Origin of the sequence: Methylosinus trichosporium OB3b, assembly GCF_002752655.1 — a bacterium.
Taxonomy (GTDB): domain Bacteria; phylum Pseudomonadota; class Alphaproteobacteria; order Rhizobiales; family Beijerinckiaceae; genus Methylosinus; species Methylosinus trichosporium.
This window is the reverse complement of the sequence record NZ_CP023738.1, coordinates 192,694-206,752: the sequence shown is the minus strand read 5'-3', so window position 1 is coordinate 206,752 and position 14,059 is coordinate 192,694. Positions and strand designations below refer to the sequence as shown.

Genomic DNA, 14,059 nt, shown 5'->3' with positions numbered 1-14,059 from the left:
CCGTCAGCGATGATCCGGAGCGCCGGCGGTCTGCTGCGGGGCCGCAACGCCGGCGCCCTCGCTCGTCGAATCCGACTGGCGCGCCAGCGCCAACTTCATTGCGGCGACCAGCGCGGTCTCTGGAGCGACCTCTACATCGGGTCGAACGCCGACGCCGTCCCAATTGCTCTTCGTGACGGGATTTTCCGTTCGCCCGTTCGGCGCGACGAGGAACAAATCCGGCTCGATCGCAACCACTGCGTCTGGTTCGGTCGCATGGGCGCCGCCTTTCGTCTTGGCGCCGATGATCGTCGCGCGTCTCAAAGCTTGCAGATGATATGCGAAGCCCTCGGCGGCGGAGAAGGTCTCCGGGCCGACGAGGATGTAGACCGGCTTATCGAGATAATGGTCGGGAGTCCGGCTGGTCCAGAACTCCTCGGTCCTGAAGTTCAACGTTCCCTTGTTGCGCCATACCGCGTCGGCGAGATGAATCGACCTCGAGGGATCGAGCAGGAAGCTGCTCAGATAGGCGATCGATCGAGGATGACCGCCTCTGTTGCCGCGGATGTCGAAGATCAGCGCGTTCGTGTCGGCGACGAGGCGCATGGCGTTGTTCGCCACATCGCGGAAAATCTCCGGAGGCGCAAATCTGATCAAGCGAATATAGCCGATGTTTCCCTCGAGGCGTTCAACCCGCTCGAATCCGGCGTCATTGGGCCGAGGCGACACGGCTTGCCCCGGTGGTCGCAAATTGCGAACGAGAAATATGTGCTCGTCGTTCGTCAAGGACCGAAGGTCGGCGGTGAGGCGTCGAATGAATTCATCCCGATCGACGAGATCGTCATAAGCCTTCGCCGCGAGGGCTTGTTCGAGCGCTGTGGCTGTGCGGTCGCCCTTGCCCGGATCAATATATGCCGACCGAAAACCCGCGGCGATCTCGCTCACCGTCCGGCGAATCGCGAGGCGATCCGACTGTGACGCAGTCGTGGGCGCCGTGTCAGCGCTCGCGGGCCCCGCGAGAAGCGTTGCCAACGCCCACAGCATGCGAGCCTCGAGGACGTGCGACCGAATGGGTTTCATTGGATGCTCCTAGCCGTGCGGCGCGGCTCGGACGCCGACCCTTGCGGCTTTGAAAGCCGGAGACGTCAGCGTAAGGCTGTGGTCTCGCGGCTGGCTCTGTCGCGCAGCAATGCGATGCTCGTACGATCGAGAATGAGGGTGATCGATTCACGAACGTCTAGCTTGATGGAATACCAATGGTCTTCGCAATGTCTCCTGCGAGGCATTGGCCTTCGGCTCCCGCGAGATGGATGAGCGCTTTCAAGCCGTATTTGGCTTTATTGGACAACATGGCGGACGATGGGCCTCCTCGACGGCATGGGCGCCCGGCCAATCTATCTCTTTTCGCGCACTTCTCCTATAGGACGCTGCCGCAGCGCGTGTCATCGGGGCGCGGCGCCCCTCGCCGCCTCGGAGACGAGCGCGACCTTGGCGTAGCCGGCCGAGCTGACGAGGCCCATTGCTTCGGCGACCTTGCCGTAAGGCACGGCCTTGTCGGCGCGAATATGGACGCGCCGGTCCTTGGCGCCGCCGCTGCTCTCCGCGAGCAGAGCCAGCAGCCCCTCCGCGGCGCCGGCCTCGCGCTTGTCGACGAAGAAAGCGCCGTTCGCATCCACGCTCACGACGATCGGCGGCTGCTGATCGTCGAGCTGCTTGGCCTGCGTCTTCGGCAGATCGACCGGAACGCCCGCGGTCATCAGCGGCGCCGCGACCATGAACACGATGAGCAGGACGAGCATGACGTCGACGAGCGGCGTGACATTGATGTCCGCCATCGGTTGCGGGTCGAATTCGGAATCATGCTTACGCAGCGCGAAGGCCATTGCGATCTCCCTTGCGAGACAATTGACGGGACAGCTCCACCTCGAACACGCCGATGAAAGAGTTGAGGCGCTTGCCATAGGCGCCGATATCGCCGCTGATGCGATTGTAGAAGATCACCGCCGGAATGGCGGCGACGAGTCCGAGGGCGGTGGCGAACAGCGCTTCGGCGATGCCGGGCGCGACCACCGCGAGGCTGGTGTTGTTGGACGCCGCTATGCCCTGGAACGAATTCATGATCCCCCAGACCGTGCCGAAGAGCCCGACGAAAGGCGCGACCGCGCCGATCGTCGCGAGGCCCTGCAGACGGGCGTGCAGGTGATCGATGGCGTTGGCCGCGGCGAGCTGGCCGACCCGATGCACACGCTCCTGCAGCGCGTCGCGCTGCGTCTCGCTGTGCTGCAAATCCGACGAGCGCGCATTCTCGTCGACCATTGCGCGATAGACCTGCACGAGCGGATCCTCCGGCGAGGCGGCGTCGAAAGACGCCGGGAGGTCGGCGACGGGCAGCTCTTTCTGAACGCTGTCGATGAGCCTCGCCGCGCGCCGATGCAGCACGCCGAGGCGGATCAGCTTTTCGGCGATCACCGTCCATCCCCAGGCCGAGGCGAGAATGAGCAGGACGATGACGGTCTTGACGATCGAATCGGCCTGAAGGAACAATTCGACCGGCGTCAGCGAATGCGACAATGCGGCCGAGGCGGCGGAAGCGTCACTCATGGAATCATGGCCTTTCAGCTCGAGGGAAACGGTCCGAGGGCGTCAGGGACTGAAGGTGAGCGCGCCCGACAATGAAACGGACTTGCCCGGCGCGGGAACCGAGCCGCAACGTCCGCCGAGACGATTGGCGATCGCATCGAAAGCGCCGTTGCCCGATGGCGTGATCGAATAGGAGACGAGCGCGCCGGTCGGACCGAACACGGCGCGATAGCCGACGCGCGCATGACGCGGCGCCTGCGATTCGGGATAGGCGTTGCTCGCCGCTCTCTGCATGCAGGCGTGAAAATGATTGGCGATCGCGGATGTCTGAGCGCCGGCGGGAGCGGGCGCGCGCGCCGCGGGAGCGTCCACACGCGGGCCGCTCGCTTTCGCCCGCTCCGCCGGCGCGGGCCGAGCCTCGCGGCGCGGGCGCTCTTTCTCGACCTTCGGCTTCGGCTTTTGAACCGGCTTGGGCGGCGGAGGCTTCACCTCCGGGAGCGGCGCCGCCGCTTCGGGCTCGGGTGGCGGCGACTCTGGCAGGTCGGGCTCTTCAGGCGGAGCCGGCGCTTCCTCCGCGGGAGCCTCTTCCGGTGGGATCGTCGCGAGCTCGATCATGCTCTGCTCTTCGATCGGCTTCTCTTGAGCGCTGAAGCCCAACTTAACGACAACTCCGAAGGCCAGAGCGTATAGAAGGACGGCGCCGCAACGGGCGGCGTCGTTCGGACGCGGCGGGGAGGCGCGCAGCAGTCCCTGGACGCCCGGCGCTTCGTCGCGCCTTGGATTGGGTTCATCGAGGATGGGAGCATAGCTCGGTGCGGTCGCTGACGACATTGGTCCCTCATTGCCGAAGCGGGATTCATTACACATGAGCTTTCCTATCAACGCATAGGAAAATAACTCACAAGCGTCGCCGCGACGAACCAAACGGAGAATCACACGGCCGGCGTGAGAGAGTGGAGGCGTACGCGCGAATTCGGTTTACGAAGAGCGATGCGCGTAGAGAGAAACCGTCAGTGCGCTGTCGCCTGTACCGCAGATGCGTTCCCCGTGACGAAATGAAAGTTCACGCCGCCGCGCACGATATGGCCGGCGCTCGTCACGCCGAGCGGAACAGAGCCGAAATTGGTCGAATAGGCGACGCCGGAGTCCGCGAGGCGAACGTAGAGATATTCGGCTTTGACGGAGATCAGATCGGACCAGGCGTATTCGACGCCGGCTCCTGCCGTCCAACCGGCTCGAACTGTCGTCCCGGTATTCTGCACGCCGAATGTCAGAGGCATGGTCGAAGTGAAGCCACGCGGCGGGAAGTCGGTCCCATAAGCAAAGCCCGCAGTGGCGTAGCTCAGCCAGCGCGGGGCGAAGGCATAGCCCAATCGCGCGCGAGCGGTGCCGAGCACGCCGCCATCCGTGGGACCCGGATACACACGATTCACGCGCTCGGAGTAGACCTGTCCCCGATAGCCGAAATCCGCCTCGATTCCGACGAGGAGCGTCGGCGTCCACATCCAATTATAGCCGATCGTGCCGCCGCCGACCAATGCGGCTCCTCGCATGGGCGTCTGCTCGAAATAGGTGAATGTCCCGTCTCCGAGCAGAGCGCCCGCGAAGCCGCCGAGATAGAACCCGCGCCAGGAAAACGAAGGAGCAGGGGGAGCCGCCGGCGCTTGGGTGGATGGAAGGTCGGCCGCCTCGGCCGGAGCGGCGAGCAGCATCGCCGCGGCGACGAAGCGTGACATGGTGATGACTTTGCGATTCATTCGACAACTCCTCGAGCGATGATTTGGGCGGCCGATCGGACGTGGCTGGACTGCTCGCGCGCTGCTGCCCGGAAGACGGAATCTCGTCGTGGGGGCGCGCTACTCCAATCGCACACGCACGGTTCCGCCGAACCAACGGGGATCGCCATAGGTTAGGGTGTTGGGCGCTCCGCCAGTCGAAACGGCGACGTTTGTGAAATAGCGCTCGTCGAACAGATTCTTGACCCAGAAAAACACATTGTAGCGATCATCATCCGTGCGCAGGCCCACGCCGAAATTGACGAGGGTGTACGGACGTTGTGAGACCTTGTAGAGCAACCAGTCTCCTGTGCCGGCGCCATTCGCGAAAGGCGTCGTGTCCTTCCATGCCGCATTGGCGTAGGTGTAGGCCGTGACAGGCTGATCGAAGCCCGCGCCGGATAGAGCGCTGCCGAGAGGGTGATCGTAGTTGAAACCCACATTGAACGACAGGGGCGCGACGCCAGCCATCTTCGTGCCCGAGAAGTCGAGCGACGCGGGCCCACCGGCAAAGCGCCATTCGACCGGAGGCGACCCATTCTTGTAATTGATATATCGAGCTTCGGTCAGAGCGCCGGAGAATGTCAGCCAGAATCGTTCGAATGGACTCCATCGTCCATCGAACTCGACGCCTCGGAAGCGAACATGACCGATGTTTCCGAGATAAGTGTTGTTGATTGGAACGCCGGTGGAGTCGACCAAGCTCGTGTTCACGAGTGTTGTTTGGAAATTATATGTATCCTGCCAATAGAGATTGGCGTTCACGATGAGCTTTCCATCGAGCCAGTTCGTCTTGGCGCCGAGCTCATAGTCCCAGGTCACTTCCGGCTTGATGATGACCGGCTGGAACCCCACGAAATTTTGAGCACTGTCGAGAATGGGAAGCGCATTGGTGTTGACCGCTCCAGATTTTTCGCCGCGTGAGAGGGAGGCATACGTCAATATGTTCTCGTTGAAGCGATAGGAGGGGTTGAGCAGTCCGGCCAGGGAGTTGTTGAATTTCCTCTGTCCGCCCGTATCGAATTGGGTGACGCCGCCTTTCGCTTTCGCGACCGCATTCAAAACCTGTTGAACCGAAAAGGCCGGATTGAAGCCGCTGATCCAACCGAAATCCGAGCCGTTCTTGATTTCATACGTGTTCCGTAGCCCGGCAGTCAGGGCCCATTGCTCGTCGATATGCCAGGTTCCCTGGCCGAATGCGGCGAAGCTCGTCGTCGTCGCCTTGCCGTCCTGGTGGCCGACCACGCCATTCAGCAGAGCGGGATCGGTGGCGATATTGTTGGAGAACCACTGGGCCGAGTCCACGCCGTAGTCATCATGACGATAGGACCAGATCGACTCGCGCAGGCCGTAGAAGCCCACTTGCCATTCGAGCTCCTGCTCTTTCGGCGAGGCCAAGCGGAGCTCCTCGGAATATTGTTCGACCTGGGTGTCGAACGCTGTGGACATGATCTCGAGCTCATTGCCATATGCCGAGCCCAGAGAGTTGCGTGGATGGAGAATGAATTCCCTCCAGGCGCTGACCGATGTGAGCGTGTTCTCGCCGAACTGATAGTTGATCTCGTTCGAAAGACCGTGAGTTCGCTGATCGAGATCGCCCAGTCGCGTCAAATACGGATGATAAGGGTCGAGGCTGAGGATCTGCTTGCCGAGGCGGCTGGCCACATTTTGAGTGAACTGTCGCGCCGACGCTCCATTGACAAAGAAGGGAATCGAATCTCCCCAAATCGCGCTGTAATTGTTGTATTCGTCGGACCGGAGCCGCTCGAAGATGAGCCGGTCGGTGAAATTGTCGCCGGTATAAAGAAACTGCGCGCGAACGCCCCAGCGATTGTTGTTCAGCAGTCCGGCGCCGGTCACTTGGTCATGAATGAAGCCGCCGCTCTTATCGAGAAAGAAGGTCACGCGATATGCGAGCGTGTCGTCGATGATCGGTCCCGTGACATTGAGCTTCTCAATGATGCGGCCGCGATTTCCGTATGACGTCTCCAACGTCGCCGAGCGGGCGAACGACGGGAGCTGCGTATGGATCACGACCGCGCCGGCGGTCGTGTTCTTTCCGAGCAGCGTTCCCTGGGGACCGCGCGCCACTTCCAGCGATTGAAGGTCGACGTAATCGGCCCATTGGAAGCCTGTGTGCGTGTAGAAGACATTGTCGACGATGAAACCGACGGCGCTCTCGGCGCCGTCCGCGCTCGTGAACGCGCCAGATGTGCCGCGAATGTTCGCTCCCGAGCCCCGTGGATTACCGACGAAGAAGCCGAAGTTCGGGACTTTCTGTGCGAATTCCTGAAGTCTCAAGATTTGTTGCTGGTCGGCCGTCTTGCCGCCGACGACAGCGATCGGCTGCGGCACATCTTGCGCTTTTTCCTCGCGATGACGGGCCGTCACCGTAACATCGTCGACTTTCGCATCCTCCGCGCGAGCTGGCGACCAGAGCGCTCCGACGACGCCGCCCAGCAACGCATATGGCGCGATCCGAACACTGCACAGAAGACGATTACGATATTTCCCGCCGGCCATCTTGGTACTCCAAGCTACATATATCTACCTAATTTGTATGAATAGCGGCAAAGGTCAAGCGCAAAGATCGGTTCCGCCCGACAAATGAGCGCCGGTTCGAATAATCTGATCCCCTGCGCCGCGTCGCCCGATCGCGAAGCAAAAAAAAAGCGCCCGAAGGCGCGATCGAAAATCCAAATGGCGCATCGAGCGTCAGAATGCGTCGAGGCTCGCGTCTGTCGTCGTCACGAACGATCCGACGGCGAGAAACGGATGGTCGCTCAAATTTCGTAGCAGAGCGGGATCGTCATTGCAGTTGTGCAGGCCTGGGCGAGCGTGCAGTTGTCGAGCACTTTCGACAGGGCCTGCTGCGCCTCCTGCATGACCATTCGGACGGCGCAGCGGGCGACGTCGCTGCAGTCGTCGCAGGGCCGGTAGCTGGACCTGCTGGCGCAGGGCAGCGGAGCGAGCGGACCATCGAGCGCGCGAATAATGTCTCCGATCATGATCTCATCCGCCGGCCGCGCGAGCGTGTATCCGCCGCCTTTTCCCATCTTGGATGCGACGTAGCCGCAGTTACGCAGCTCGCACAGAATGGCGTCGAGAAATTTCTTGGGAATGTGCTGGGTCGTTGCGATTTCGCTCACCGGGACGCAATGTCCGGGCGCAAATCGCGCGAGATGCGCCATCGCTTTGAGGCCGTATTTGCCCTTCTTGGTCAGCAAGCGCCTGCCTCCGTATATAAAAACGGTAGGCTATATAGATAGCGCCTAAAGTCAATGAACACCATAGATATTAGAGGGTGTTGCGAACGCCGCGAACGAGAGAGGGCGCGCCGCCCCTCCCGAGCGTCGTTGGCGCTCGACCGCCCTCTCGACAGGGAGGGGGTCGACGCGCGCCTCCTCCGACACCGTCGCCGTTCAACCGAATGCTCTGTCGAGCTCAGAGGTCTCGGATCGGGCCGCCTCGACCGCTCTGCAGGCGCAGCAGCGCCGCGACCAGCGCATCGACATCGGCGCAGCTATTGTAGAAGGCGAGAGAGGGACGCACGGTCGCTTCGAGGCCGAAGCGGCGGAGGATCGGCTGCGCGCAATGATGCCCTGCACGCACCGCGATGCCTTCGCGGTCGAGCGCCTTGCCGACGTCTTCGGTGCGATGGCCGTCGAGCACGAAGGAGAGCACGCTCGCCTTCTCCGTCGCCGTGCCGATGAACGTCAACCCAGGCACGAGGCGCATCTTCTCGGTCGCATAGACGAGCAGATCATGCTCATAGCGGGCGATGACCTCCATGCCGATGGACTCGACATAGTCGAGGGCCGCGCCGAGCCCGACGGCGTCGGCGATATTTCCGGTGCCGGCCTCGAAGCGTTCGGGCGGGCTCTGATAGATGGTCTTCTCGAAAGTGACGTCGGCGATCATATTCCCGCCGCCCTGCCAGGGCGGCATGTCGGCAAGAACCTCATCCTTGCCATAGAGGACGCCGATCCCGGTCGGACCGAACACTTTGTGGCCGGAGAAGACGAAGAAGTCGCAGTCGATCGACTGCACGTCCACGGGCATATGGGAAACCGATTGCGCGCCGTCGATCAGCACGCGCGCCCCATGACGATGCGCCATCGCGGTGATCTCATGCACCGGCGTCACCGTGCCGAGCGCATTGGAGACCTGCGTCACCGAGACGATGCGCGTCTTCGGATTGAGCAGCTTCTCATAGTCCTCGAGGAGGATCTGGCCGCGGTCGTCGACCGGCGCGACGCGCAGACGCGCGCCTTTGTCGGCGCAGAGCTGCTGCCAGGGAACGATATTGGCGTGATGCTCGAGCCAGGAAATGACGATCTCGTCGCCTGCCTGCACATTGCGCCGGCCCCAGGATTGAGCGACCAGATTGATCGCCTCGGTCGCGCCGCGGACGAAGATGATGTCCTTCACCGATGGGGCCTTCAGGAAGCGCCGCACCTTCTCGCGCGCCGCCTCATAGGCGTCGGTCGAGCGCGCCGCCAGCGCGTGGGCGGCGCGGTGGATATTGGAGTTCTCATATTCGTAGAAATGCGCGAGCCGGTCGATGACGGCGCGCGGCTTCTGCGTCGTCGCGGCATTGTCGAGCCATACCAGCGGCTTGCCATGCACCTGCTGCTGCAGGATCGGAAAATCGCGCTTGACTGCATAAGGATCGAAGGCGCTGGGGCTCGCAGGCGCTGCGGCGACGATCTGTGGCGCAAAGCCCTGCGGCTCCGCGGGAGCCGCAGCCGGAGCGGCGGGGACCACGCCGGCGCGGTCGAGAAAATAGAAGGAGTCCGCCGCGGCCGGACCCGCGGCGCCAGGGGCGAAGCTGCGCTCCTGGCTGGAGATTCTTGGAAGAGCGACATTGGGCGTCCCGAGTGCGACCGCATCGGAGAGCCGGTGCGGATCGGCTCGGGACGGACCGGCATAAGCGGAACTCTCTCGCGCGATGTCGGCCGTCGGCGCATCCGGCGCCGCGGCGTCCGCATCATAGCGATCGACGAGCGAGAGCGACGAAGCCGAGGGAATGGCCCCAGGAGCGACGTCCTGCTTGCGCAGAAAATAGAGATTGTCCGTCGGTGCGGCCTTCACGCCGCCAGGGACAGAATCCGCGTCATAGCCGCCATAGGGCGCCGGCCCTTGCAGAGGCGACACGCCGCCGAATTGCGCGAGAGAGCTCGGAATGGCCGAATAGTCGATGGCCGCGGCGGCCGGGGTCCCCGACTCATAGGCGCCAGCCGACGCGCCGGGCTGCGGAACATCGGAAAGGGCGGGGGGCAGAACCGCCGGCGGCAATCCGGCCGGAGCCGAAGGCGTGGAAAGGTTCGGCGTCGGCGCGATGGAGGGAATCGTGGTCGGCGGCACATCGGGCGGCCCCATCGGCGAACGCGCCGGCGCCAATGGCGCGACGCTGGTGACCACGGAGGGCGCGGGCGCCTCTGGCAGCGCCGGCGGCACGATCGGCGCGCCGGGCGAGAGCGGCGCCGGCGCTTCGTTTGGCGGCGCCAGGAAAAAGGCGTTGGCCAAGCGGGCGATCAGGGCCGGATCGGGAAAGGCCGGCGCGCCATGGCGCATCAGCGCCTCTTCGGAGGGCGCGTCCGGCGCGGCGGCGCCGAAGGCCGCGGAATTCGACGGCGCTGAAGACATTATCGCTCTCTCTATTCGGAATTGCCGATACTGCGCGCCGGCGGGCGTGAAAGCCGCCGGCGCAAAAGCCTCGAGACGCGAGTGGATCAGACATATTTGTCCGGATAGTCGTGATATTTGCTGACCTCGACGCCTTCGAGCACACCGAGCGCGTCATGCGTCAGCACTGCGGCCGAGCAGTAGAGCGAGATAAGATAGGAGGCGATCGCCTTGCGGTTGATGCCCATGAAGCGCACCGAGAGGCTCGGCGCCACCTCGCCCGGAATGCCTGGCTGGAACAGACCGATCACGCCCTGCTTCTTCTCGCCGGTGCGCAGCAGGAGGATGCTTGTCTTGCCGTTCTCGTCGATGAACAGCTTGTCGCTGGGGACGAGCGGCAATCCGCGCCAGGTGAGGAAGGGCGAGCCGAACAGGGTGACGGTCGGCGGCGGCACGCCGCGGCGCGTGCATTCCCGCCCGAAGGAAGCGATGGCGCGCGGATGCGCGAGGAAGAAGGCCGGCTCCTTCCAGACGCGGGCGATGAGCTCATCGAGATCGTCGGGCGTCGGCGCGCCGGTGCGCGTCGACAGCTTCATCGAGGGATGTGCGTTGGCCAGCAATCCATATTCGGGATTGTTGACGAGTTCGCTCTCCTGCTTCTCCTTGACCTTTTCCGTGAGCAGACGCACCTGCTCCTGAATTTGATCATAAGGATGACTGTAGAGGTCAGAGACGCGGGTCTGCACATCGAGCACGGTCGTCACCGCATTCATCGAATATTCGCGCGGCGCATCCTGGTAATCGACGAAGGTCTCCGGCAGATCGGCGTCGCGGTCGCGGGCCGGGCTGCAGGTCACGTCGGCGTCGGTGAGCGCGCTGTCCTCGCGCACGCGGTTGAGGCGATAGATGCCGGCCTCGACCGGCGTCCAGGGCAGGAAGGAGACGAGCCAGCGGGGCGTTATGCCCGACCATTGCGCTCTGGTCTTGGTCGCATTGGCGAGCTGGCGGGCCGCGGATTCGCTCAGAGTCCGTCGGACTTCGGGTTCTGTGGTCATTTATTGGATACCTCGGAGCGCGCCGAAGAACGTCGGCCGTCATCGAATGGAGCGGCGCAGGCGCCGCCCACCCTGATTACTCGGGCGTCGCGCCCGAATCAATAGCATTACAAGTAGAAAAATATTCTACACCGGCAAATTGCTTCTAATATATTTGTTTTGTATACGTCTATAAGAACGATATTCTGTGTGCTCCTCTCAGCCCTCGTCGCCGGCGTCGGCGTAGGACATGACCAGATAGACTGCGGGAACAACGCCGAGATTGCGATAGCTGTGCGGAACGGCGGCGACGAAGTCGACGGCGTCGCCTTCGTCCAATTGCACGGCCGGCTCGCGACCCACGACGATCTCGATCGAGCCGCGCGCGACGACGAGATCTTCCTTGGCGCCCGGCGCATGAGCTTCCGAGCGTTCGATATGGCTGGGCGCAATGGTGAGATGGTAGAATTCGACCGGCCGCCGCCAGTCGTAGGGATAGAGCGCGCGAGAGACCAAAGCGCCGGTGCGGGATATCGCCAGGGATTTGCCGGCCCGCTCACGGCAGCGGTCTCGTGCGCCACAGCGACCGAGGCGTTCAATACATCTCTATAAAATACACGGAGCGCCTCGCCGAAGCGGCGTCGACCCCTCGGTCGGCAGCGTCGGCGACATTTACGACAACGCGCTCGCCGAGACGATCAACGGACTCTTCGAGGCCGAGGTCATCTGGCGGCGCGGGCCGTGGCGGAACTTCGAGGCCTTCGAGTTCGCCACGCTCGAATGGGTCGACCGGTTCAATAACCGAAGATTGCGCGGGCCGATCAGAACCTCGCCGGCCGAAGCCGAAGCGCGCTACTATGCGGAACTCGAGGAGGCCGCCATCGCGGCGTGACTCAAATCCCTGGGCGGTTCAATCCGCTTCGACGGTCTCGTCGGAGTGAAGACGCGCCGTCCTCGCCGGCATCAAGATCGGCGTGATCGTCTCGATTTCGCTGCCCTCATGCTCGAAGACGATGCGCTTCAGTGGCGCGCGATAGAGCGAGCAGAGATTGTCCTCGGTCAAAATCTCACGCGCCCTGCCGAAGAGATAATAGCCTTGCCCGCCCATCAGCAGCGCGTCGTCGGCGACGGCCAGAGCGTGATGCGGGTGATGCGTCGTCATCACGATCGTCAGCCCGTGGTCGCGCGTGAGGGCAAAGATGCGCTCGAGGACGAGCGACTGGTTCTCGAGGTCGAGCGCCGACGTCGGTTCGTCGAGAACGAGAATGTCCGCTTCGGCGACGAGCGCCCGCGCGAAGATGACGAGCTGGCGCTGGCCGCCGGAGAGCTCTCCGAACAGCCGCCCGGCGTAGTCGGCCATGCCGAAGCGATCGAGCGCGGCGAGCGCGGCCTCCTCGTCGACGCGCGAGGGCTGCGAGAACAGGCCGATCTTGCGCGCGCGGCCCATCAGCGCCATGTCGAGCACAGTATAGTCGAAGGCGGTCTCGAAGAGCTGCGGCACGAAGGCGATGCGGCCGTTCACCGCGAGGCCGCCTTCGCAGGGTTTCAGAGCGCCAATGAGGAGATGCAGCAGCGTCGTCTTGCCGCGGCCGTTGGGGCCGAGCAGCGTGAAGACGCTGCCGCGCGCGACGCGCATGTCGCAATGGCGCAGCACCCATCGGTCCGGCACATAGAAATAGCCGAGGTCGGAAAGGGAGATCGCCGGCTCACTCACGCATCCAACCTTTCGATTGCGTCTTCCAGAAGAGGAAAGCGAAGACCGGCGTGCCGACCGCGCTGGTCAGAAGACCGATTGGAATCTCCTGCTCGGTCGCGCCGCGCGCGATATCGTCCATGGCGAGGAGATAGATGCCGCCGAGAAAGGCGGAGGTCGGCAAGAGGCGGGTATGTTCCGGCCCGACCAGCATGCGGGCGAGATGCGGCACGACGAGCCCGACCCAGCCGACGCCGCCGGAGACGGAGACCTGCGCCGCGACGAGCAGGGCCACGAGGCCCATGAGCCCCCAGCGCAAGGCTTCGACATCGACGCCGAGAGCGGCGGCGTCGGTATTGCCCAGCGAAAGCAGATTGACGCGCCAGCGCAGGGCGAGCAGGGCCGTTCCCGCAAAGAGGGTGACGCCGGCGACGATCGCCACCTTCTCATAGGTCGCGCCGGCGAAGCTGCCGAGCAGCCAATAGACGATGGAGGGCAGCTTCACCATCGGGTCGGCGAGCGTCTGCAACAGACCGACGAGCGAGCAGCAGAAGCCGCCGACGATGACGCCGGAGAGGACGAGAGCGAGCGTGCTGGCGCGTCCGGCGAGGCGGGCCAGCGCGAAAGCGGCGGCGAGCGCGGCGAGGCCGGAGGCGAAAGCCATGCCGACAATGGCGAGCGGCGGCCAGGACAGCATGATGGCTGCGACGCCGCCGAGCTCGGCGCCGGAGGAGACGCCCGCGACCTCCGGTCCGACGAGCGGATTGCGAAAGACGCCCTGCATAGCGGCTCCCGAAAGGGCGAGACCCATGCCACAGAGGGTGACGAGCAGAATGCGCGGCATGCGCACGATCTCGACGACGACCCACGGGGCGTTCTCATAATCGCCGACGGCGTTGATGGGAAAGGTGGTGAAGACGATGCGCGCGACATCCGCGAAGGGGACAGGGTAGCGCCCCAGCGTCAGCGAAAACAGCATCAACAGCACGATGGCGACGAAGAGAAGGACCGGAACATGGTCAGCGCCCAGCTTGCGAAGCATTTTCGCCGCGATCCTCATCTCATGCGCTCGGCATACGCTATCTATGCAATTGTTATATCGATTTTTCAGCGAGAGGAAGCCGCTTCTTTGAGCGTAGGCGTTGCGACAATCTGCACAGGCCTGTCGCGCCCTTCAGCAATAGCGGGAAAACTGGTAAAGTCCAATACTTGCGGTTGTGGTGTGTCGATTCGGTCCGATTTCGACGCGGAATGCAATGCTGTTCTGCGCGAAGAAGGCGCCGTCGAGAGCGCATTCGAATATGAGGCCGAGAAGGCGGACGGAGGTTGCGCCGCCAGAAACCCTGGTCCAACAGCGGCTTGCGAATCGG

Annotated in this window: 12 protein-coding genes and 1 pseudogene; 1 reads left to right on the top strand and 12 read right to left on the bottom strand. The window is 63.4% G+C overall.

What is annotated here, in order from left to right:
• Window positions 1-3: 3 nt before the first annotated feature.
• The 10 genes from CQW49_RS22110 to CQW49_RS22060 all read right to left on the bottom strand — a co-directional run bounded on the left by CQW49_RS22110 (window position 4) and on the right by CQW49_RS22060 (window position 11,512).
• Window positions 4-708 (bottom strand): S41 family peptidase, encoded by a 705-nt coding sequence (locus tag CQW49_RS22110; RefSeq protein ID WP_157926103.1) that lies wholly within the window; start codon window positions 706-708, stop codon window positions 4-6.
• Window positions 709-1,421: 713 nt separating this feature from the next.
• On the bottom strand, window positions 1,422-1,862 hold the full coding sequence (gene tolR / locus CQW49_RS22100) for a protein TolR (protein WP_024749691.1): 441 nt from the start codon (window positions 1,860-1,862) through the stop codon (window positions 1,422-1,424).
• Complete coding sequence (locus CQW49_RS22095; RefSeq protein ID WP_065083594.1) at window positions 1,843-2,580, bottom strand: MotA/TolQ/ExbB proton channel family protein; 738 nt, start codon at window positions 2,578-2,580, stop codon at window positions 1,843-1,845. Before CQW49_RS22095 ends, tolR begins: the two co-directional genes overlap by 20 nt.
• A 42-nt stretch (window positions 2,581-2,622) precedes the next feature.
• On the bottom strand, window positions 2,623-3,390 hold the full coding sequence (locus CQW49_RS22090; protein ID WP_024750072.1) for a hypothetical protein: 768 nt from the start codon (window positions 3,388-3,390) through the stop codon (window positions 2,623-2,625).
• Window positions 3,391-3,569: 179 nt separating this feature from the next.
• On the bottom strand, window positions 3,570-4,316 hold the full coding sequence (locus tag CQW49_RS22085; RefSeq protein WP_003613857.1) for an outer membrane protein: 747 nt from the start codon (window positions 4,314-4,316) through the stop codon (window positions 3,570-3,572).
• A 99-nt stretch (window positions 4,317-4,415) separates the two neighbouring features.
• Window positions 4,416-6,725: a TonB-dependent receptor gene (locus CQW49_RS22080; RefSeq protein WP_244441395.1), complete on the bottom strand. Its 2,310-nt coding sequence runs from the start codon at window positions 6,723-6,725 to the stop codon at window positions 4,416-4,418.
• Window positions 6,726-7,117: 392 nt separating this feature from the next.
• Complete coding sequence (locus CQW49_RS22075; protein WP_003613853.1) at window positions 7,118-7,561, bottom strand: RrF2 family transcriptional regulator; 444 nt, start codon at window positions 7,559-7,561, stop codon at window positions 7,118-7,120.
• A 217-nt stretch (window positions 7,562-7,778) separates the two neighbouring features.
• Entirely contained in the window at window positions 7,779-9,983 is a 2,205-nt protein-coding gene (locus tag CQW49_RS22070) for a family 2A encapsulin nanocompartment cargo protein cysteine desulfurase (protein WP_003613850.1), read from the bottom strand.
• 86 nt (window positions 9,984-10,069) lie between these two features.
• Complete coding sequence (locus CQW49_RS22065) at window positions 10,070-11,017, bottom strand: family 2A encapsulin nanocompartment shell protein (RefSeq protein WP_003613847.1); 948 nt, start codon at window positions 11,015-11,017, stop codon at window positions 10,070-10,072.
• 198 nt (window positions 11,018-11,215) lie between these two features.
• Complete coding sequence (locus CQW49_RS22060) at window positions 11,216-11,512, bottom strand: cupin domain-containing protein (protein WP_003613845.1); 297 nt, start codon at window positions 11,510-11,512, stop codon at window positions 11,216-11,218.
• Window positions 11,513-11,544: 32 nt separating this feature from the next.
• Here CQW49_RS22060 and CQW49_RS22055 point away from each other — a divergent pair.
• Window positions 11,545-11,888: pseudogene (locus CQW49_RS22055) on the top strand (IS3 family transposase); the annotation flags it as partial.
• A gap of 18 nt (window positions 11,889-11,906) precedes the next feature.
• Here the strand turns inward: CQW49_RS22055 and CQW49_RS22050 are convergent.
• Together CQW49_RS22050 and CQW49_RS22045 are read right to left on the bottom strand one after the other, a co-directional pair.
• Entirely contained in the window at window positions 11,907-12,710 is an 804-nt protein-coding gene (locus tag CQW49_RS22050; protein ID WP_003613843.1) for an ABC transporter ATP-binding protein, read from the bottom strand.
• The gene (locus CQW49_RS22045) at window positions 12,703-13,731 is read right to left on the bottom strand and encodes a FecCD family ABC transporter permease (protein WP_040567885.1); all 1,029 of its coding nucleotides are present in this window, start codon (window positions 13,729-13,731) and stop codon (window positions 12,703-12,705) included. Before CQW49_RS22045 ends, CQW49_RS22050 begins: the two co-directional genes overlap by 8 nt.
• Window positions 13,732-14,059 lie beyond the last annotated feature (328 nt).